The sequence below is a fragment of the Stenotrophomonas sp. STEN033 genome (assembly GCF_056856655.1).
The window spans coordinates 19,424-39,525 of the sequence record NZ_JBXFWM010000020.1 but is presented as its reverse complement, the minus strand read 5'-3'; the positions used below and the strand labels follow the sequence as shown (position 1 = coordinate 39,525).

The window sequence follows — 20,102 nt, the reverse complement described above, 5'->3', positions numbered from 1 at the left end:
TGCCCAAGTCTCGCCTGAAACAATTGCATATCCATCTTGATGGAGAGATATAATGGCCCGCATCCCGTCAGACCCCGGCCGCTCCCGATGACCGCGCTCAGCTTCGAGTTCTACCCGCCCAAGACCGATGACCAGCGTGCCCAGCTGGACCGTACCGCCGCCAAGCTCAAAGGCCATGCGCCGGAATACGTATCGTGCACCTTCGGTGCGGGTGGCTCGACGCTGAGTTACACCTCCGAGACCGTGCGCCACCTCAACCAGCACCATGGCCTGCAGGCAGCCCCCCATCTGTCCTGCGTCGGCGGTACCCGCGAGGAGATCCGCGAGCTGCTGAAGCTGTATCGCGCCATCGGGGTGAAGCGCATCGTCGCCCTGCGCGGTGACCTGCCTTCGGGCATGGGCTTCCCCGGGGACCTGCGTTATGCCTCCGAGCTCATCGCCTTCATTCGTGCAGAGCATGGCGATGCCTTCCGCATCGAGGTGGGCGCCTATCCGGAGACCCACCCGCAAGCCAGCGACGCGCTGAGCGACCTGCGCCATTTCAAGGCCAAGATCGATGCCGGTGCCGACGCCGCCATCACCCAGTATTTCTACAACGCCGACGCTTACTTCCACTTCGTCGACGCAGCGCGGCAGCTTGGCGTGGAAGTTCCGATCATTCCCGGCGTCATGCCGATCTCCAACTTCAGCCAGTTGCGTCGTTTTTCCGAGCAATGCGGGGCCGAGATCCCGCGCTGGGTCAGCAAGCGCATGCAGGCGTATGGTGACGATGCCGAATCGGTGCGCAGCTTCGGCGCCGACGTGGTTGCCGGCCTGTGCGAACGTCTGATCGCAGGCGGTGCACCCTCGCTGCATTTCTACACGCTCAACCTGGCCAAGCCGACCAATGCGGTGCTGGAGCGGCTCGGTCGCGGCTGAGCATCCATCACTTCCTGCGCGCCCGGGCAACCGCTACCCTTGGCCGATGCGCCTGCTGTTACTCCTGTTGCTGACCTGCCCTGCCTTGGCGGCGTTCGACGCGCCTGCACAGCAGATCAACCGCTGTACCAACGCACAGGGACAAACCGTTTACGGTGACAAGCCCTGCGACGCCATGGGGGCACGCGCCCGCCTGTTGCCCAATACGCGTGCGCTGGGCAGCAGTGGCCTGTACCGCGACAGCTGTGCGCGCCGGCTCAGCGAGCTGGTCGCACAGATCCAGTCCGCCGCCGATGCACGCGACCCCAATCGCCTGTCAGGCATTTATCTGTGGAACGGCCTCTCAAACGCAGCCGCGACCCGGGTCATGGACAGGCTGGATGAGATCGTGCAGCGGCCGCTGATCGACATCGCGCCGGTATTCCCCGAGGAACCAGCCTATGTTCCCGCGCCCACCGAACCGTTCACCTATACCGACGGCACGCCGGTGGATCCTGCGCAGGCCGCCAGCAGCGGCGCCGATCCGGAGGTACACGTGATCACCAATGTCCGCACCGGCCCGCGTCGACCGATTGCCCTGCGCCTGGAGCAGACCTTGCCGCGCAGCGCCACGCCGACCCGGACCATCCTGCATCTGCGCCGCCAATACAATTGTTTCTGGATCACGCTGTAAGCGGCTTGCCCGCTGCCGTCATCTGCTCAGCACGACGGCCATAGCGCGCGAATCGCGGCAACGCCAAGTGCCCCATGCCGGCGCGCGGTTTCGACATCGCCAGCGCCCATGCCGCCAATCGCATAGATCGGCAGTGAGACCTGCTCGCGCAGCTCCACGAATGCATCCCAGCCCAGGCCCGCAACGCCTGGATGGCTGGCCGTGGGCTGCACCGGCCCAAGCACCGCGAAGTCACAACCCAACCGCTGTGCTGCCTGCAGTTGAGCCAGGTCGTGGCAGGATGCCGCCACCAGCAACGACTCCGGCAAGGGCCGCGCCTGCAGCTGCAGCACCTGCTCGCTGCCCAGATGCACACCAACGCCCAGTTCGCTGGCCAGGACGATGTCGCGATTGACCAGCACCTCGACCTGCTTGCCAAAGCGCTCGACCACGGCCTTGGCCAATGCCTGACGCTGTGCTGCCATCGGCGTACGCAGCTGCACGCGCCGGATGCCACCGGCGATGGCGGCCTCGATCGACGCCAACCAGGCCTCGTCGCCGTCGGTGGGCTCCGGGGTGATCAGGTACTGGCCCGGCTGGCGCAGCGCCGCCACCACCGGCAGATCGGCCGGCGGCATCGAGTAGCGCGAGAGTTTGTCCGGCGCCACCCAGGTGATGGCCTGGCCTTCACGGCCACGCGCGGTGCCTTTCCAATGCTGCACGCGGCGCACTTCCAGGCGCAGGCGCTTGTCCGGGTAGATCTGTGGAACGTCCATTACCCATTCGCCTACCTCGGCCTCGATCCCCAGTTCCTCGCGCAATTCGCGGATCAGGGCCTGTTCCGAGGTCTCACCGGGTTCGCGCTTGCCACCGGGAAACTCCCATAGGCCAGCCATGTCGCTGTCGCCGGTGCGGCGGTTGAGCAGGATGCGACCGCGCGCGTCGGTGATGACGGCGGCCACGACGTGGATCGAGCGTGAAGGGGATGTCATGGACTGAGCATGCCGAAAACAGGCCGGTCGGTGCAATCGTTCGATGCGGTGCAGCCATACCGGAACGGCGCCATTTTGCAGGAGCGGCGCCAGCCGCGAAGCTGGCGCACCATCAGAGTGCAGAGATGGCCGGCCTGGCCGGGAACCCGGCTTCGCGGCTGACGCCGCTCCTACAAAAGCCAGGCTGACTGTAGTGCCGAGCCATGCTCGGCAGGGGCCTTACCGTCGATGCGGCGGACAGGTCATCGGCTTCGCGGCTGGCGCCGCTCCTACAAAAACCAGGCTGACTGTAGTGCCGAGCCACGCTCGGCAGGGGCCTCACCGGCGATGCATCGGACAGGGGATCGGCTTCGCGGCTTACGCCGCTCCTGCAAAAGCCAGGCTGACTGTAGTGCCGAGCCATGCTCGGCAGGGGCCTTACCGGTGAAGCCCCTGCCGAGCATGGCTCGGCACTACAGGGGCAATGCCAAAAAAAAGCCCCGCAATCGCGGGGCCTTTTCATCAGTTCAGTTGGCCGTGGCAGTGCTTGTACTTCTTGCCACTGCCGCACGGACAGGGGTCGTTGCGGCCGACCTTGGGCGCGTTGGCCTCGTCGAGCACGTCCGCCGCTTCCTCGTCGGCACTGTAGCCGCCGTTGTCCTGGTGCTGGAACTGCGACATCTGCAGACGTGCTTCGGCCTGCTGGCGCTCCAGCTGCTCCATCGCCAGTACTTCTTCCTCGCTGCGCACGCGCACACGCGACAGCATGGTGATCACTTCGCGCTTGACGTTCTCCAGCATTTCCGAGAACAGCTCGAAAGCTTCCTTCTTGTATTCCTGCTTGGGCTGCTTCTGCGCATAACCGCGCAGGTAGATGCCCTGGCGCAGGTAATCCATGCGGGCCAGGTGCTCCTTCCAGCTCTGGTCGAGCACGGTCAGCATCACGTGCTTTTCCAGTGCGCGCATGGTCTCGGCACCAACCGCTGCTTCCTTCTGCGCGAAGTGCTCGTCCATGCGGTCGATGACCTTCTGCACGATCGCCTCGGCGTCCAGTTCTTCGTGCGCCTTGACCAGGCCAACCACGTCCATGTCCACGCCGAACTCGCCTTCCAGCGTGGCCTGCAGGCCCTGCAGGTCCCACTGTTCGTCCACCGAGTTCGGCGGCACGAAACGGGAGACCAGGTCATAGATCACGTCGCCGCGGATGCCGTCGATGTTTTCCTTCACCGACTCGGCGTCCAGCAGCTCATCGCGCTGGCCGTAGATCACCTTGCGCTGGTCGTTGTTGACGTCGTCGAAGTCGAGCAGGTTCTTGCGGATGTCGAAGTTGTGCGCTTCAACCTTGCGCTGTGCCTTCTCGATCTGCCGGCTGACCATGCGGTCTTCGATGACGTCGTCTTCCTTCATGCCCATCATGCGCATCGCCTTCTGCACCCAGTCAGAGGCGAAGATGCGCATCAGGTTGTCTTCCAGCGACAGGTAGAAACGGGACGAACCCGGGTCACCCTGACGGCCGGAACGGCCGCGCAGCTGGTTGTCGATACGACGCGATTCGTGGCGCTCGGTGCCGACGATGTGCAGGCCGCCAGCCGCCTTGACGGCTTCGTGACGTTCCTGCCATGCCGCCTTCACTGCGGCCTTCTGCTCCTCGCTGATGTCTTCACCCAGCTCGTGCAGTTCGGTTTCCAGCGAGCCGCCGAGCACGATGTCGGTACCACGGCCGGCCATGTTGGTGGCGATGGTGACCGAGCCCGGACGGCCAGCATTGGCGACGATGGTCGCTTCGCGATCATGCTGCTTGGCGTTGAGCACTTCGTGCTTCACGCCCGCCTTGCGCAGGTGCTCGGACAGCATTTCCGAGGTTTCGATCGAGGTGGTACCCACCAGCACCGGCTGGCCGCGCTTGGCGCATTCCTCGATGTCCGCCAGCACCGCGTTGAACTTGCCCTTGCGGTTGAGGAACACCTGGTCCGGGTAATCCTTGCGCACGGTCGGCTTGTTGGTCGGGATGACCAACACTTCCAGGCCGTAGATGCTCTGGAACTCGAACGCTTCGGTATCGGCCGTACCGGTCATGCCGGACAGCTTCTTGTACATGCGGAACAGATTCTGGAAGGTGATGCTGGCCAGCGTCTGGTTTTCTCGCTGGACCGGCACGCCTTCCTTCGCTTCAACCGCCTGGTGCAGGCCGTCGGACCAGCGGCGGCCGGCCAGAGTACGGCCGGTGAATTCGTCGACGATGACCACTTCGCCATCGCGCACGATGTAGTCCACGTCACGCTGGTAGATGGCGTGCGCGCGCAGGGCGGCGTTGAGGTGGTGGACGACGGTCAGGTTCTGCGCGGCGTACAGGCCGTTGTCGTTGTCCGCACCGATGATGCCGGCTTCGCGCAGCAACTCTTCGGCGTGTTCCATGCCGGCTTCGGACAGGAACACCTGCTTGCCCTTCTCATCGACCCAATAGTCGCCCTCGCCGTCCTCGACCTCCTGCTTGACCAGGCCCGGCACCACGCGGTTGACGCGGATGTACAGCTCGGGGGAATCATCGGCCGGACCGGAGATGATCAGCGGAGTACGCGCTTCATCGATCAGGATGGAGTCGACTTCGTCGACGATGGCGTAATGCAGGCCACGCTGGTAACGGTCGGCGCGGGTCAGCGCCATGTTGTCACGCAGGTAATCGAAGCCGAATTCGTTGTTGGTGCCGTAGGTGATGTCGCTGCCGTAGGCTTCGCGCTTGTCGCTGTGCGGCATGCCCGGATAGACCACGCCGACACTCAGGCCCAGCCAGTTGTAGAGCTTGCCCATCTGCGCAGCGTCGCGACGGGCCAGGTAGTCGTTGACCGTGACCACGTGGACGCCCTTGCCTTCCAGCGCGTTGAGGTAGACCGGCAGCGTAGCCACCAGGGTCTTGCCTTCACCGGTACGCATTTCGGCGATCTTGCCCAGATGCAGGACCATGCCGCCGATCAGCTGGACGTCGTAGTGACGCATGCCCAGCACACGCCTGGAGGCTTCGCGGCAGACCGCAAAGGCTTCCGGCAGCACCTTGTCCAGGGCTTCGCCGGCGGCGATGCGCTCACGGAACTCGGGGGTCTTGGCCTTCAGCTGGTCATCGGAGAGCTTCTGCATCTCCGGTTCCAAGGCATTGATCTTGGCGACGATACGGTTGAGCTGGCGAAGCTGGCGCTCGTTACGGCTGCCAAAAACGCGGGTAAGCAGGCTGTTGATCATTGAAGGAACCGGTTTGAATGAAATGCCGTGCGACCTGGCTCACCCCCTGGGTTCACCGGTCACAAACGAAACAGGGCGCAATGCGCCCTGTCGATGGCAACGCCTATTGTAGCTTGGGGCGGACGCTTGGGTTTCAAGCTCCCCGCAACAAGTCAGCCTGAGCTGACCTGTTGCTCCCGATCAGCCACGGCTGAGACGGCCAACCGGGGTGTTACCACCCTCGCCGAGGAATTTGCGCGGGTTCATCACCACGCCGTTCTGCCACACCTCGAAATGCACGTGGGCACCGGTGGAGCGGCCGGTGGAACCAGCCTTGGCCACTTCCTGGCCGGCGCGTACCAGCCCGCCCTCACGCACGGTCAGGCGCGAATTATGTGCGTACAGGGTCTTGTAGCCGTTGCCATGGTCGATCTCGACGACATTGCCGTAACCGCCCTTCACCCCGGAGAAGCTGACCACGCCGTCAGCCACGGCCAGCACCGGGTCGCCGACACGGGCGTGGAAGTCCATGCCCTTGTGGTTGCCCACGCCGCGGCCGAACGGGTCAGCACGGCCGCCGAAGCTGGAAGTGATGTAGGTGTTGCGGATCGGCATGCGCGAGGGCACGGCGTTCTGCTCGAGCTGGTGGTCGAACAGCAGCGATTCCATCACCGACAACTGCTTGCCTGAAGCAGCAAACCGCTGCTCCAGCACCTGTAAGTCGCTGTTTACCGCGCTGACCGGGATATCCTGGGTCGGGCCGGGCTCGCCTTCACCCATACCCGGGGTTTCCTGGAAGTCGAACTCGCCGTCTTCCAGCTTGCCCATCTGGGTCAGGCGCTCACCCAGGGCGTTGAGCCGGGTGGCCTGCGCCTGCAGCTCGCCGAGGCGGGCAGCCAGCGCGTTGACCTGGGTCTGCGCATCGGCGCGGACCTTGGCCAGTTCCTGCTGCTGGTGGTCGACCTTGGACTGCAGCGCCGCGTCGCCGGCCATGCCGATGGCGAAGCTCAACGCCACACCCATCAGGCAACCCAGGCCAAGTACGCTACCCAACAGGGCTTGAGGACGATCCTCGAAGAACATCTGAACACGTGATAACGGCGTCTTGGCCTTCTGTTCACGCGTTTTGATTACGATCTTTTTAAATGTCATTGAAGAATTCTTATGTCAGAGCCGAAATCCAGTGTTCGTTCCCGTTCCGCGCCCAAACAGGCGCTGGAAGCGGCAATGGCGGACAAAGCAGGAAATCCGCTGCGCCGGGCCCTGTGGCTCGATGCGATGGACCGGCAATTGCGCCCCCATTTGCCGCCGGCGCTGGCTAACCGTTGCCGGTTGGCCAATGTGGACGGCGAACACCTCGTTTTTCTCGTCGAATCACCGGTGTGGCACGCCAAAGTGAGGCTTGCCGAAGACCAGTTGCTCGACGCGGCCCGATCCATCGGGCTGAAGGCCACCCGGGTGACCGTCAAGACTGCGACCGCGTCCGCGCACTCCCCAGTGCGTAACGACCAACGCAGTACCGCAGTAAGCCAAGCCACGCATAAAGGATTGCGCGACGCCTTGGCAGCCCTGCAGGATGTGAAATCCACAAAATCCTGAAGGCCACCGGGAACCTGATCGGCCCCGGTCTCCACCTGGCCGTCTTGCGGGCCGGATTGGAGGCAGCAGGAATCCTAGCCGCGGAATGCAGCGAAGGAGTTAGTCTTTTGTTAATTAATAGTTAAATTCAGACTGGAACCCGGATCGGGTTCACACAATGACGACAATTAGGACTAGTCGTAGTTTGTGAAGGCCGTGTCTCTTACGACCTGACCACTATTTAACTTAGGCGTAGGCCGGGACGCCGTACAGCACCGGCTCCGCCGCCACCGGCGAGTCGTAACTGGCCCATTCCCAGGCACTCTGGTCAGCCAGCAAGGCACGCACCAGCTTGTTGTTGAGCGCGTGGCCGGACTTGAAACCCTCATAGGCACCGAGCACCTGGCCGCCGGCCAGGTACAGGTCACCGATGGCGTCCAGGATCTTGTGGCGGACGAATTCGTCGGTGTAGCGCAGGCCGTCGTCATTCAATACGCGGAACTCGTCGAGCACGATGGCATTGTCCATCGAGCCGCCCAGGCCCAGGTTGCGCTCACGCATGTACTCGAGGTCACGCATGAAACCGAAGGTACGGGCGCGCGAGATTTCCTTGATATAGGCGGCCGAGGAGAACTCGATCTCCACCCGCGACTGCTTGGCCGGGATCATCGGGTGGTCGAACTGGATGGTGAAACCCAGCTTGTAGCCTTCGTACGGCTCGAACCGGGCAATCTTGTCGCCGTCGCGCACTTCCACCGTCTTGAGGATGCGCAGGAAGCGCTTGGCCGCGCCCTGCTCGACGATGCCCGCCGACTGCAGCAGGAACACGAACGGACCCGACGAACCGTCCATGATCGGCAGTTCGGCCGAAGACAGTTCGACGATGACGTTGTCCACGCCGAGACCGGCCAGGGCCGACATCAGGTGTTCGACGGTCTGGATCTTGGCGCCTTCACAGGTCAAACCGGTGCACAGGGTGACTTCGGTGACCAGATCGGCACGGGCCGGGACTTCCACTACCGGATCCAGGTCCACCCGTCGGAACACGATGCCATGGTCAACCGGTGCCGGGCGCAGGGTCATATAGACCTTGTCACCGCTGTGCAGGCCGACGCCGGTGGCGCGGATCGTGTTCTTGAGAGTGCGTTGCTGGATCATGTGTGTAAGGCCGGAGGGGCCGCGCAGGCGCAGCCAGGGGGACAAACAAGAATAACACGCGTTAACACGCGCCCTTCGCGGTGCAAAAACCGCCCGTCAGCTGCCGTCCAGTACCGAAAATATCGCCGGGCCGGCCTTGGCCCGGCGATAAAGGACATGGTCTTTCCATCGGGGTGGACAGCCCCGACGTATCAGCTCTGCATCCAGAGGCCGACCAGTCCGACCCGCGGCGCCGTTGCCGGCGCAAGCGCTGATCGGGCCTGGATGGCCCCTGCTACCGCATCAGTCGGCCTGGCGGCGCAGGAACGCCGGGATGTCCAGGTAGTCGTTCGGCAGCTCTGCAGCCGCCGGCGACGCCGACGCGGTGGAAGCAGACACGGTGTCCGAGCTCGGACGACGCAGGCCCATGCCCATGGTGTGACCCACGGCCTTGGCCACGGCATCGGCCGGGCTCTCGTACTCGTCGAACTCGGCCTGGCCGGTGGTGGCGTTGCGCACCAGCTTGATCGGGCCGCGCTCACCCGGGCGCTGCGCGTTCTTGGCAACGGCACGGTTCAGGCCGGTGGCAACCACGGTCACCTTGATCTCGTCACCCAGATCCGGATCGATCACGGTGCCGATCACAACAGTGGCGTCTTCCGAAGCGAAGGCATGCACGGTGCGGCCGATTTCGTCGAACTCGCTCATGGTGATGTCGGTGCCAGCGCTGATGTTGACCAGCACGCCATTGGCGCCGGCCAGGTTCACGTCGTCCAGCAGCGGGTTCTGGATCGCGGCTTCGGCGGCAGCCTGGGCGCGGTCATCGCCACGTGCGGTGCCGGTGCCCATCATCGCCAGGCCCATTTCCGACATCACGGTGCGCACGTCGGCGAAGTCGACGTTGATCAGGCCCGGACGCACGATCAGATCGGCGATGCCCTGCACCGCGCCCTGCAGCACGTCATTGGCAGCACGGAAAGCCTGCACCATGGTGGCGTTGCGGCCGAGCACGGTGATCAGCTTTTCGTTCGGGATGGTGATCAGCGAATCGACGTGCTGGCTCAGCTCCTCGATGCCCTTCAGCGCCACCTGCATGCGGCGACGGCCTTCGAACGGGAACGGCTTGGTGACCACGGCCACGGTCAGGATGCCCATTTCCTTGGCCAGCTGTGCCACCACCGGTGCCGCACCGGTGCCGGTGCCGCCACCCATGCCGGCGGTGATGAACACCATGTCCGCACCCTGCAGGGCGTCCATGATGCGCTCACGGTCTTCCAGTGCGGCCTGGCGGCCGACTTCCGGGTTGGCGCCTGCGCCCAGACCCTTGGTTACGTTGGTGCCCAGCTGCAGCTGCAGCTTGGCACCACAGTTCTTGATGGCCTGCGAGTCGGTGTTGGCGGTGATGAACTCCACGCCATCCACGCTGCTGTTGACCATGTGCGCCACGGCGTTGCCGCCGCCGCCGCCCACGCCAACGACCTTGATCACCGCGTTCGGTGCCATCTTTTCAATCAGTTCGAAATGCGCCATGTCCATGTCCTCTCTATTGCCGTGATTGGTTCGGGCATCCGGGAAGAATCCTTCTCCTTCTGCGCCCGCCCGCACCGGCGAGTTGTTTTAGGTGTACCGCTTCGGGTTGCCCCTGCACGGTGGTTGTTGCTTGCTTCAATGACTGCGTTACTGCACTTCGTCTTGCCTTACTGCTTGCCCTTCTGACTGCCTCACTGCCCTACCACCGGTGCCGCGCTCAGAACTCGCCGCGGAACCAATTCTTCAACTTGTTGAACATGCTGCCGGCGCGCCCGGTGGGCAGCGACGGGCGGCGCGGGTGTTCGATCTGGCTGCCCATCAGCAGCAGGCCCACGCCGGTGGCATGCACCGGATTGCCGACCACTTCGCCCAGGCCGGTGACGTGCTGCGGAATGCCCACACGTACCGGCATCTGCAGCATTTCCTCGGCCAGCTCGACCACGCCTTCCATCTTCGAGGCGCCGCCGCTGAGCACCAGGCCGGCACGCACCATTTCCTCGAAGCCCGAGCGGCGCAGTTCGGCCTGCACCATCTCGAAGATTTCCTCGTAACGCCCCTGCACTGCCTGCGCCAGCGAATGACGCGGCATGCGACGCGGCGGCCGGTCGCCGACCGATGGCACCTGGATGCTTTCCTCGGCGGTCGCCATCTGCGCCAGCGCGCAGGCGTAACGCACCTTGATCTGCTCCGCTTCCGGGGTCGGCGTGCGCAGCATGTGGGCAATGTCGTTGGTGACGTGGTCACCGGCAATCGGCAGCGAGGCGGTGTGGCAGATCGCGCCCTGCACGAACACCGCGATATCGGTGGTGCCGGCTCCGATGTCGACCATCACCACGCCCAGCTCGCGCTCGTCGGCAGTCAGCACCGCCACGCTGGAAGCCAGCGAGGACAGCACCAGGTCGTCCACCTGCAAACCGCAGCGCTGCACGCACTTGCTGACGTTGGCGGCGGCCGACTGCGCACACACGACCAGGTGGGCGTGCACTTCCAGGCGCACGCCGGTCATGCCAACCGGATTGCGGATGCCTTCCTGCGAATCGTCCAGCACGTACTCGCGTGGGATCGCGTGCAGGATCTTCTGGTCGGCGGGAATGGCCACGGCTTTGGCCGCCTCCAGCACGCGGTCCAGGTCGCCCCAGCTCACCTCGCCTTCGCGGATCGGGGTGATGCCCTGCGAATTGCGGCACTGCACGTGGTTGCCGGAGATCGAGGCGTACACCGAACGGATCTCGCAGCCGGCCATCAGTTCGGCTTCTTCGATGGCGCGCTGGATCGACTGCACGGTGGATTCAATGTCCACCACCACGCCGCGCTTGAGACCGCGCGACTCGTGCGAGCCAATGCCGATGACCTCGATCGGGCTACCCGGCGAGTACTCGCCGACCAACGCCACCACCTTGGAGGTGCCGATATCCAGGCCAACGATCAGTGATTTGTCTCCCTTGCGGTTCATGTCCTGTCCTGCGTCTGCTTTGTTGCCGGCGGCGGGGTTCCCCAGCTCAGCGTGAATCCATTGGTATAGCGAAGGTCGGCGCGCACGATCGGCACCTGGGTGCGGGTCAGCTGCGGCAACACGCGCACGAAGCGACCCAGGCGTGAGCGTGCATCGTTGCGGCCGATGACCACTTCGGTGCCGTTGTCCAGTGCCAGCGACCAGCTGCCGCGCGCGTCCATCGCGACTTTGCGTACGTCTACACCGGCCGGTGCGAACAGTGCGCGCGAATCGTTGTACAGCTCCACCACTTCGGTGGTCATGCCATCGGGGCCATCGAGTTCGGGCAGCGGCGCGTTTTCCAGACCGTGCGGCACCGCGAACAAGCGCCCCTGCTCGGACAGCAGGCGGTCCTTGCCCCAGCGTGCAAACGGACGGTGCTCGACGATGCTCACCTCCAGCACATCCGGCCACTGCTTGCGGACCTGCGCGCTTTCCACCCACGGCAGCTTTTCCACTGCCGCCTGCGCGTCCTGCAACTTCACTGCGAAGAAGCCGGAGCGTGCATAGGGCAGCAAGGTCTTCTGCAGTTCTTCCGCCGGCACCCGCTTGAACTCGCCGTGCACGCGCAGCTTGGCCAGCGGCCAGCGTTCGGCACCGACCCAACCGTTGACCACGGCCACGACCGGCAACACCACCAAGGCGATGGCCAGCAGCCAGGCAAGCATGCGCAGGAGGGCATTCATCGCGCGCCCTGCCCTGCAGCGCGGCCGCAGGCAGCCGTCGCAGCCCGCATCGCGGTTGCGTGGGTACGGCGCAGCAGCAGCGCGGCAAACATCATTCGCCCTTGCTCTCCTTGAAGCCCTCGGTGATCACCTGCTGGGCAACGGCACCGATGTCGCCGGCGCCCATCATCAGCAGCAGATCGCCGTCCTGCAGTACGTCCGGCAGCACCGAGCCCAGGTCGGCGGCATGCCCCACCACCACCGGCTCACTGCGGCCGCGCGCGCGGATGGCACGTGCCAACGACTTGGAATCGGCACCGGGAATCGGCGCTTCGCCGGCCGGATAGACTTCGCTCAGCACCAGTGCGTCCACTTCCGACAACACGGCAGCGAACGCATCGAACTGATCGCGGGTACGGCTGTAACGGTGCGGCTGGAAAGCCACCACCAGGCGCTTGTCCGGCCAGCCGCCACGGGCAGCGGCGAACACCGCTTCCAGCTCACGTGGGTGGTGACCGTAGTCATCGATCACGCGCACCTTGGCGCCCTTGTGGGTGGTGACTTCGCCAAGATCGTTGAAGCGACGACCAACGCCTTCGAACTTCTCCAGCGCGGTGGCGATGTCTTCCGGCGACACGCCCAACTGCCAGGCAACCGCAGCAGCGGCCAGCGCATTGAGCACGTTGTGCTTGCCCGGCAGTGCCAGCGTGACCGGCACGCTGGTGCCTTCCGGCAGGCGCAGGGTGAAGCGCATGCGCGGACCATCCTGCACCACGTCTTCGGCGCGTACGTCGGCATTGCTGCTCAGGCCGTAGCTCATCACGTGACGTGGGGTCTTGGCGGCCAGCGCAGCCACTTCCGGATCATCGATGCACAGCACCGCCAGACCGTAGAACGGCAGGCGCTGCAGGAACTCGGCGAACGCTGCCTGCACACGGGCGAAGTCGTTGCCGTAGTTCTCAAGATGGTCGGCGTCGATGTTGGTGATCACCGCCACCAGCGGGTTCAGGCGCAGGAAGCTGCCGTCGCTTTCATCGGCCTCGGCCACCAGCCACTGGCCACCGCCAAGCTTGGCATTGGCACCGGCCGCCAGCAGCTGGCCGCCGATCACGAAGGTCGGGTCCAGCTTGCCTTCGCTCAGGATGGCAGCGGTCAACGAGGTAGTGGTGGTCTTGCCGTGGGTACCGGCGACGGCGATGCCGCGACGGAAGCGCATCAGCTCGGCCAGCATCGCCGCGCGCGGCATGATCGGAATGCGCTGGCTGCGCGCCTCCATCAGCTCGGGGTTGTCTTCGCGGATGGCACTGGAAACCACGATGCAATCGGTGCCCAGCACGTTGGCCGCGGAATGGCCGCGCATGACGCGCGCGCCCAGCCGCGCCAGTCGACGGGTGGCTGCGTTGTCGGCGTTGTCGGAACCGGAGACTTCATAGCCCAGGGTCAGCATCACTTCGGCGATGCCACTCATGCCGGTGCCGCCGATGCCGACGAAATGCACACGCGGGAACGCGCGAACCAGGTCGGTGGTGTCGTTGAGGCGGCGGATCATGCCTGGCCTCCGGTGTGGCTGGCGCGGGTGCGCGGTGCCGTGTTCATGCTGCTTCCTCAAGAATGATGTCTGCGATGCGTTCGGCCGCATCGACCTTGGCCAACCCACGCGCGGCTTGCGCCATCTGCATGCGGTGGCCGGGATTGTTTGCCAGCGTGCGCAGCACGCCTTCCAGATTGGTTGCCAATGCGTCGTCCTGCTTGAGCAGTTCGGCGGCATCGCGCTCGACCAGATATTCGGCATTGCGGGTCTGGTGGTCGTCGACCGCAGCGGCGAACGGCACCAGCACGCTGCCGATACCGACAGCGCACAACTCGGCCAGGGTCGAAGCGCCGGAACGGCACACCACCAGATCGGCCCAGCTGTAGGCGGCGGCCATGTCCTTGATGAACATGTCGACGCGACCTTCCACGCCAGCGGCACGGTAGGCCTGCAGCGCTTCTTCGTGCAGCTTCTCGCCGCACTGGTGCCAGACCTCGATGGCGACGCTGTCACCCAACGCGGCCAATGCCTTGGGCATGGCGTTGTTCAACGCGCGAGCGCCCTGGCTACCGCCCAGCACCAACACCCGCATCGGGCCACTGCGATCGGCCAGACGCTGCTCGGGTGCCGGCAATGCGGCGATCTCGGCACGTACCGGGTTGCCAACCACTTCTTCCTTGCCACCGGCAAAGCTGCCCGGGAACCCCGACAGCACGCGGCGTGCGAAACGCGACAGGATGCGGTTGGTCATGCCCGGCGCGCGGTTCTGTTCGTGCACCAGCAGCGGCAGGCCAAGCAGGCGCGCGGCCATGCCACCGGGGCCAGAGGCGAAGCCACCAAAGGCGACCACTGCGCGCGGCTTTCGATCACGCAGCACATAGCCGGCACTACGGATCGCGCGCATCACCCGGATCGGCGCGCCCAGCAGGGCCAGTTTGCCCTTGCCGCGCAGGCCGGAGATGGCCAGCGTATCGACGTGGATGTCGTGCTGCGGCACCAGACGGGTTTCCATCGCGCCGTCTGCACCCAGCCAGGTAACCGGGATGCCGCGCTCGCGCAGCACCTTGGCCACGGCCAGGCCCGGGAAGATATGGCCACCGGTACCACCGGCCATGATCATCACCGGACGCAGGTCCTTGTTGCTGTTCGCCAAGGCCATTACGCGATCCTCCCGAAGGTCGGCTCGACGCGCTGCTGCATGCGGCTGGTGCCACGTGCGGCACTGCTCTGCGCTGCTGCGGCAACCGCGGTGGCGGTGTCCATGCGCGGCTCGGCCGGTGCGGCATCACGCACTTCGACCACATCCAGTTCGGCGCCCTCGAGGTCCTCGCGCACTTCCTGGCGGCGCACCGCACGGTTGTATTCGTAGGACACGCGCAGCAGCAGGCCCATTGCCACGCAGGTCATCATCACACTGGAGCCACCGGAAGAAATCAGCGGCAGGGTCAGGCCCTTGGTCGGCAGCATGCCCAGGTTCACGCCAATCGAGACGAAGGTCTGCAGGCTGATCCACAGGGCGATGCCGAAGGCGATGTAGCCGGCAAAATGGCGGCGCATCTCGATGCAGCGCAGGCCCAGCCAGAACGCACGGCCGACCAGCAGCACGTACAGGCTGATGATGCCGCACACGCCAAGGAAACCCAGCTCTTCGGCGATCACAGAGAAGATGAAGTCGGTATGCGATTCGGGCAGGTAGTTGAGCTTCTGGATCGATGCGCCCAGACCCACGCCGGTCCACTCACCGCGGCCGATCGCCATCAGCGCATTGGACAGCTGGTAGCCCGAACCCAGCTGGTCCTGCCACGGATCCATGAACGAGGTGACACGGCGCATGCGGTAGGGCTCGAAGATCACCAGCGCGACCAGGCCCGGCAGCAGCAACAGCACCGGCAGGATGATGCGCTTGATCTGCGCACCACCCAACACCAGCATGCAGGTGGTGATGCCCAGCAGCAGCATCGACGAACCAAAATCAGGCTGCAGCAGCAGCAGCACGACCAGCACGCCGACCACGCCGACCGGCTTGAGCATGGCCTGCCAGGTGGCATTGACCTCGTCGCGGAAACGCACCAGGTAACTGGACAACCAGACGATGTACAGCACCTTGACCGCTTCCACGGTCTGGAACTTGGAGAAGCCCAGGTTGATCCAGCGCTGTGCGCCGTTGACGCTGCTGCCCAGGCCCGGCACGAACACCACGATCAGCAGGGCAAAGCAGCCCAGCAACAGCAGTTGGTTGTACTTCTCGATTTCCTTGAGCTCCACCCGCATCGTCACCGCGGCGAGGATCACGCCGATGGCGATGAAGACCAGGTGGCGGGTGAGGTAGTAGAACGGACTCTGCGTCAGCGCGATGGAGCTGGAAGCCACCATCACGATCCCGATCGAAGCCAGCGCCACGGCGGCGCCGAGCAGCCACTTGTCGTAGCTGCCACCAATGGCTTCAAGTCGGGTTGCCTGACGCGAGTAGTCGTCCATCAGCGCACCTTGAGGGTTGCCAGGCCGATCAGCACCAGCACCACCGAGATGATCCAGAAGCGCACGATCACGCGCGGCTCCGGCCAGCCCTTCAGCTCGAAGTGGTGATGGATCGGCGCCATCCGGAACACGCGCTTGCCGGTGAGCTTGAACGACGCCACCTGGATCATCACCGACAGGGTTTCGATCACGAACACGCCGCCCATGATCACCAGCACCAGTTCCTGGCGCACGATCACCGCGATGGTGCCGAGCACCGCGCCCAGCGCCAGCGCGCCGACGTCGCCCATGAACACCATGGCCGGATAGGTGTTGAACCAGAGGAAGCCCAGGCCCGCACCGGCAATCGCCGCGCAGATGATGACCAGTTCACCGGCACCGGGAATCTGCGGGATCTGCAGGTAGCTGGAAAACACCGCGTTGCCCGAGGCATAGGCGAACACGCCCAGCGCACAGGCCACCAGCACCGTCGGCATGATCGCCAGACCGTCCAGACCATCGGTCAGGTTGACCGCATTGGAGAAGCCGACGATCCAAAAGTAGGCAATCGCGACGAAGCTGATGCCCGCCAGCGGCAAGGCGATCGACTTGAACATCGGGATGTAGAAGGTCAATTCGGCCGGCACCACCGCGGTCTTGTACAGGAACAGACCAGCCGCCAGGCCGAAGATCGACTGCAGCAGGTACTTCCAGCGCGACTTCAGGCCATTCGGGTCGCGCTTGGCGATCTTCAACCAGTCGTCGTACCAGCCGATCGCACCGAAGCACAGCATCACCACCAGCACCAGCCACACGTAGCGGTTGCGCAGGTCACCCCACAGCAGCACCGACACCAGTACCGTGGTCAGGATCAAGCCGCCGCCCATGGTCGGCGTGCCGGCCTTGGAGAAATGCGACTGCGGGCCGTCCTTGCGGATCGGCTGGCCGCCCTTGAGCTGGGCCAGGCGGCGGATCGCCATCGGGCCCAACCACAACGACAGCGACAAGGCGGTCAGCGCGGCGAGGATGCCGCGGAAGGTGATGTAGTTGAACAACCGGAACAGGCCGTCCAACTGCTGTAGCCATCGGGCCAATTCAAGCAACATGTGTAGTGTCCTCGCCGCGCTTCAACAGCGCGGTCACGATCTTGTCCATGGCGCTGCCGCGCGAGCCTTTGACCAGACAACGCACACCAGCATGAAGTTCGGTTTCCAGTGCAGCGGCCAGCGCGGCATGGGAGTCGAAATGGCGCCCTCCTTCGCCGAACGCCGCCGATGCCGCTGCGCTCAGCGGACCCAGCGAATACAGTCGCTTCAGCCCCGCCTCACGGGCGCGCTTACCAGCCTGCGCGTGCAGCGACTGTGCGTCCGGGCCCAGCTCACGCATATCACCCAGCACCAGCCAGCCTTCACCCTTGCCAGCGGCCAGCGCGGTGATCGCCGCAGCCAGTGAACCCGGGTTGGCGTTATAGCTGTCGTCGATCAGCACCGCGCCATTGTCCAGCACGTGGGCGACCTGGCGGCCGGCGACCGGGCGCGCCTGCGCCAGGCCTTCGACCACCAGCGGCAACGCAATACCGGCGGCCAGTGCCATCGAGGCGGCGGCCAGTGCGTTCAGTACGTTGTGCCGACCCGGCAACTGCAGCGCGACCTCCGCATCGCCCTGCGGCGTGCGCAGCTGGAAGCGCGAACCCGCCTCGTCCAGCACGATGCCGGTCGCGGTGACGTCGGCGCTGACGTCCAGACCGAAGCGGATCACCTGATGGTCACCAGCACGCGCAGCGAAGTAGGGAGAGAACGCGTCGTCGGCGTTGACCACCGCAACACCGCCATCGCGCAGATCGTCGTAGACGGCTGCCTTGGTATTGGCGATCTCCAGCAGGCTGCCCATGCGCTCCAGGTGCGCCGGGGCGACATTGTTGACGATGGACACGTCCGGTGCGGCGATGGCGGTCAGGTAGGCGATATCGCCCGGCTTGCCGGTACCCATCTCATAGATGGCGAAGTCGGCATCTTCCGGCGCATCGATCACCGCCAGCGGCAGGCCGATCTCGTTGTTGCGATTGCCCGGCGTGGCGTAGACATGCTGGCCCAGCACCGCAGCAGCGTGCTGCATCACAGCCAACAGCAGGTTCTTCACGCTGGTCTTGCCGTTGCTGCCGGTGATGGCGAACACGCGGGTAGCGCGCTGCGCCTGCATCGCCGCGGCAATCTTCGCCAGCGCCAGCTCGGTGTTGGCAACCACGATCTGCGGCACTTCCAGCGGCAACAGGCGATCCACCAACAAGGCGCTTGCGCCCTGCGCGACCGCGTTGGCGGCAAAGTCGTGGCCATCGAAGCGCTCACCGCGCAGGGCGACATACAGGCTGCCCACTGCCAGCGTACGCGTGTCGTTGCTGACCGCATCGATGCTGGCGTCGTCGCCATGGATTTCGCCACCGGCCCAATGGGCAATCAGCGACAGCGGCGTGCGCTTCATGGACGCACCTCCGCAGCAGCGGAACGGCGCGCCTGCAGCGCACGCGATGCCACATCGGTGTCATCGAAAGGATGTTTGATACCTGCAATCTCCTGGTAGGGCTCATGGCCCTTGCCGGCGATCAACACGATGTCGCCAGCCCCTGCCTGTGCGACCGCGGCGTCGATGGCGCGGGCGCGATCGCGCACCACGTTCACCTGCGCAGGCGTCACGAACCCGGCCATGATGTCGGCGACGATCACGTCGCCATTCTCGCCGCGCGGATTGTCGTCAGTGACGAACACCACGTCGGCCAATTCCTCGGCAATTGCCGCCATCTGCGGGCGCTTGCCGGTGTCACGCTCGCCACCGCAGCCGAACACGCACAGCAGGCGGCCATCCAGATGGCCGTGCAGGCTGCGCAGCGCCTGTTCCAGCGCGTCGGGCGTGTGCGCGTAATCGATGACCACGGTCGGTTCACCCTGACCGCCGAGGCGGTTCATGCGACCCCGGATCGGCTGCAGCTGACCCAGCACCTTGGCGATGCTGGCGCTGGTTTCGCCCAGGCCATGCAGCGCACCGGCCACGGCCAGCAGGTTGTCGACGTTGAAGCGGCCCAGCAGCGGCGAGCGCAGCGCGTGGCGTTCATCACCGATGACCAGATCGAAACCCAGGCCCCGCCCGTCCAGCACCAGCTTCTCGGCGCGGATGGTGGCGCCAGCCTGGCCAGTCGAGCTCAGGCCAATCGCCTGCACGTCGGCTGCCAGCGTGGTGATCAGCTCGCGGCCAAACGCATCGTCCAGATTGATCGCCGCAGCCTTCAGGCCCGGACGGTGGAACAACTTGGCCTTGGCCGCGCCATAGGCCTGCATGTCGCCGTGGTAATCAAGATGGTCACGGGTGAGGTTGGTAAACACCGCCACGTCGTAGTGCACGGCATCAACGCGGCCCTGGTCCAGTGCGTGCGAGCTGACTTCCATCGCCACCGCCTTGGCGCCGCCATCGCGCAGTTGGGCCAGCACTTCATGCATCTGCAGCACCAGCGGCGTGGTGAAGCCGGTCGGCACCACATCGCCGTACAGGCCAACACCCAGCGTGCCGATCGAGCCACTGGGCTTGCCCAGCAGATGCCAGGCCTGACCAAGCAACTGCACGGTCGAGGTCTTGCCGTTGGTGCCGGTGACGCCAACCATGGTCATCGCCCGCGAGGGCTGGCCGTGGAACTGGTCGGCCATCGCGCCCATGCGCGAACGCAGACCGGGCACGGCGATGGCATCGGCTGGTGCCGGCAGTTCGGCCGGTGCCGGCGGATCAAACAGGATTGCGGCCGCGCCGGCAGCCTTGGCCTGCTCGACAAAACCCAGCCCATGCGCGCCAAAGCCGGCGATTGCGACGAACGCATCACCGGCGCGCACATGCCGTGAATCCAGAACCAGGCCGCCGATCTGCGGGTCCTGCGGCAGGACCAGATCCGGCAGCAACTGTGACAATTTCATTGTGT

The 20,102-nt window shown here is 64.9% G+C and carries 16 protein-coding genes; 3 read left to right on the top strand and 13 right to left on the bottom strand.

What is annotated here, in order from left to right; translation table 11 throughout:
* Window positions 1-87 precede the first annotated feature (87 nt).
* Together metF and AC1VXC_RS09150 are read left to right on the top strand one after the other, a co-directional pair.
* The gene (metF, locus tag AC1VXC_RS09155; RefSeq protein WP_313173391.1) at window positions 88-918 is read left to right on the top strand and encodes a methylenetetrahydrofolate reductase [NAD(P)H]; all 831 of its coding nucleotides are present in this window, start codon (window positions 88-90) and stop codon (window positions 916-918) included.
* A gap of 46 nt (window positions 919-964) precedes the next feature.
* On the top strand, window positions 965-1,591 hold the full coding sequence (locus AC1VXC_RS09150; protein WP_313173390.1) for a DUF4124 domain-containing protein: 627 nt from the start codon (window positions 965-967) through the stop codon (window positions 1,589-1,591).
* A 26-nt stretch (window positions 1,592-1,617) separates the two neighbouring features.
* Here the strand turns inward: AC1VXC_RS09150 and AC1VXC_RS09145 are convergent, their stop codons facing one another.
* The 3 genes from AC1VXC_RS09145 to AC1VXC_RS09135 form a co-directional block, all read right to left on the bottom strand.
* Complete coding sequence (locus AC1VXC_RS09145; protein WP_481538724.1) at window positions 1,618-2,562, bottom strand: Nudix family hydrolase; 945 nt, start codon at window positions 2,560-2,562, stop codon at window positions 1,618-1,620.
* A 501-nt stretch (window positions 2,563-3,063) separates the two neighbouring features.
* Entirely contained in the window at window positions 3,064-5,775 is a 2,712-nt protein-coding gene (gene secA / locus AC1VXC_RS09140; RefSeq protein WP_481538723.1) for a preprotein translocase subunit SecA, read from the bottom strand.
* 180 nt (window positions 5,776-5,955) lie between these two features.
* Window positions 5,956-6,906 (bottom strand): peptidoglycan DD-metalloendopeptidase family protein, encoded by a 951-nt coding sequence (locus AC1VXC_RS09135; RefSeq protein ID WP_313493136.1) that lies wholly within the window; start codon window positions 6,904-6,906, stop codon window positions 5,956-5,958.
* A 12-nt stretch (window positions 6,907-6,918) separates the two neighbouring features.
* On the opposite strand from AC1VXC_RS09135, the gene AC1VXC_RS09130 reads away from it, so the two are divergent.
* Window positions 6,919-7,353: a DciA family protein gene (locus tag AC1VXC_RS09130; protein ID WP_313172309.1), complete on the top strand. Its 435-nt coding sequence runs from the start codon at window positions 6,919-6,921 to the stop codon at window positions 7,351-7,353.
* 225 nt (window positions 7,354-7,578) lie between these two features.
* Here AC1VXC_RS09130 and lpxC read toward each other — a convergent pair whose 3' ends face one another.
* The 10 genes from lpxC to AC1VXC_RS09080 form a co-directional block, all read right to left on the bottom strand.
* Window positions 7,579-8,490, bottom strand: coding sequence for a UDP-3-O-acyl-N-acetylglucosamine deacetylase (lpxC, locus tag AC1VXC_RS09125; RefSeq protein WP_313172311.1), 912 nt, complete (start codon window positions 8,488-8,490; stop codon window positions 7,579-7,581).
* Window positions 8,491-8,772: 282 nt separating this feature from the next.
* A complete protein-coding gene (gene ftsZ, locus AC1VXC_RS09120; protein WP_313172313.1) occupies window positions 8,773-9,999 on the bottom strand; it encodes a cell division protein FtsZ in 1,227 nt (408 codons plus the stop codon).
* Between the two features lie 217 nt (window positions 10,000-10,216).
* Window positions 10,217-11,452 (bottom strand): cell division protein FtsA, encoded by a 1,236-nt coding sequence (gene ftsA, locus AC1VXC_RS09115; protein ID WP_282266374.1) that lies wholly within the window; start codon window positions 11,450-11,452, stop codon window positions 10,217-10,219.
* Window positions 11,449-12,177 (bottom strand): cell division protein FtsQ/DivIB, encoded by a 729-nt coding sequence (locus AC1VXC_RS09110; protein ID WP_481528833.1) that lies wholly within the window; start codon window positions 12,175-12,177, stop codon window positions 11,449-11,451. The genes ftsA and AC1VXC_RS09110 overlap by 4 nt, the downstream gene beginning before the upstream one ends.
* Before the next feature lie 91 nt (window positions 12,178-12,268).
* Window positions 12,269-13,705, bottom strand: a complete 1,437-nt coding sequence (gene murC, locus AC1VXC_RS09105) for a UDP-N-acetylmuramate--L-alanine ligase (RefSeq protein WP_313172317.1) — start codon at window positions 13,703-13,705, stop codon at window positions 12,269-12,271.
* A gap of 43 nt (window positions 13,706-13,748) precedes the next feature.
* Window positions 13,749-14,846, bottom strand: coding sequence for an undecaprenyldiphospho-muramoylpentapeptide beta-N-acetylglucosaminyltransferase (gene murG / locus AC1VXC_RS09100; RefSeq protein ID WP_481538722.1), 1,098 nt, complete (start codon window positions 14,844-14,846; stop codon window positions 13,749-13,751).
* Complete coding sequence (gene ftsW / locus AC1VXC_RS09095; RefSeq protein ID WP_313172321.1) at window positions 14,846-16,165, bottom strand: putative lipid II flippase FtsW; 1,320 nt, start codon at window positions 16,163-16,165, stop codon at window positions 14,846-14,848. The genes murG and ftsW overlap by 1 nt, the downstream gene beginning before the upstream one ends.
* Window positions 16,165-17,250: a phospho-N-acetylmuramoyl-pentapeptide-transferase gene (gene mraY, locus AC1VXC_RS09090; protein WP_282266363.1), complete on the bottom strand. Its 1,086-nt coding sequence runs from the start codon at window positions 17,248-17,250 to the stop codon at window positions 16,165-16,167. The genes ftsW and mraY overlap by 1 nt, the downstream gene beginning before the upstream one ends.
* Window positions 17,240-18,622 (bottom strand): UDP-N-acetylmuramoyl-tripeptide--D-alanyl-D-alanine ligase, encoded by a 1,383-nt coding sequence (locus AC1VXC_RS09085; protein WP_481538721.1) that lies wholly within the window; start codon window positions 18,620-18,622, stop codon window positions 17,240-17,242. Before AC1VXC_RS09085 ends, mraY begins: the two co-directional genes overlap by 11 nt.
* Complete coding sequence (locus AC1VXC_RS09080) at window positions 18,619-20,097, bottom strand: UDP-N-acetylmuramoyl-L-alanyl-D-glutamate--2,6-diaminopimelate ligase (protein WP_313493128.1); 1,479 nt, start codon at window positions 20,095-20,097, stop codon at window positions 18,619-18,621. Before AC1VXC_RS09080 ends, AC1VXC_RS09085 begins: the two co-directional genes overlap by 4 nt.
* Window positions 20,098-20,102 lie beyond the last annotated feature (5 nt).

Coding starts and splice junctions, on each gene's coding strand:
- metF (WP_313173391.1), top strand. CDS start 88: ATGACCGCGCTCAGCTTCGAGTTCTACCCGCCCAAGACCGATGACCAG.
- AC1VXC_RS09150 (WP_313173390.1), top strand. CDS start 965: ATGCGCCTGCTGTTACTCCTGTTGCTGACCTGCCCTGCCTTGGCGGCG.
- AC1VXC_RS09145 (WP_481538724.1), bottom strand. CDS start 2,562: ATGACATCCCCTTCACGCTCGATCCACGTCGTGGCCGCCGTCATCACC.
- secA (WP_481538723.1), bottom strand. CDS start 5,775: ATGATCAACAGCCTGCTTACCCGCGTTTTTGGCAGCCGTAACGAGCGC.
- AC1VXC_RS09135 (WP_313493136.1), bottom strand. CDS start 6,906: ATGACATTTAAAAAGATCGTAATCAAAACGCGTGAACAGAAGGCCAAG.
- AC1VXC_RS09130 (WP_313172309.1), top strand. CDS start 6,919: ATGTCAGAGCCGAAATCCAGTGTTCGTTCCCGTTCCGCGCCCAAACAG.
- lpxC (WP_313172311.1), bottom strand. CDS start 8,490: ATGATCCAGCAACGCACTCTCAAGAACACGATCCGCGCCACCGGCGTC.
- ftsZ (WP_313172313.1), bottom strand. CDS start 9,999: ATGGCGCATTTCGAACTGATTGAAAAGATGGCACCGAACGCGGTGATC.
- ftsA (WP_282266374.1), bottom strand. CDS start 11,452: ATGAACCGCAAGGGAGACAAATCACTGATCGTTGGCCTGGATATCGGC.
- AC1VXC_RS09110 (WP_481528833.1), bottom strand. CDS start 12,177: ATGAATGCCCTCCTGCGCATGCTTGCCTGGCTGCTGGCCATCGCCTTG.
- murC (WP_313172317.1), bottom strand. CDS start 13,705: ATGATCCGCCGCCTCAACGACACCACCGACCTGGTTCGCGCGTTCCCG.
- murG (WP_481538722.1), bottom strand. CDS start 14,846: ATGGCCTTGGCGAACAGCAACAAGGACCTGCGTCCGGTGATGATCATG.
- ftsW (WP_313172321.1), bottom strand. CDS start 16,165: ATGGACGACTACTCGCGTCAGGCAACCCGACTTGAAGCCATTGGTGGC.
- mraY (WP_282266363.1), bottom strand. CDS start 17,250: ATGTTGCTTGAATTGGCCCGATGGCTACAGCAGTTGGACGGCCTGTTC.
- AC1VXC_RS09085 (WP_481538721.1), bottom strand. CDS start 18,622: ATGAAGCGCACGCCGCTGTCGCTGATTGCCCATTGGGCCGGTGGCGAA.
- AC1VXC_RS09080 (WP_313493128.1), bottom strand. CDS start 20,097: ATGAAATTGTCACAGTTGCTGCCGGATCTGGTCCTGCCGCAGGACCCG.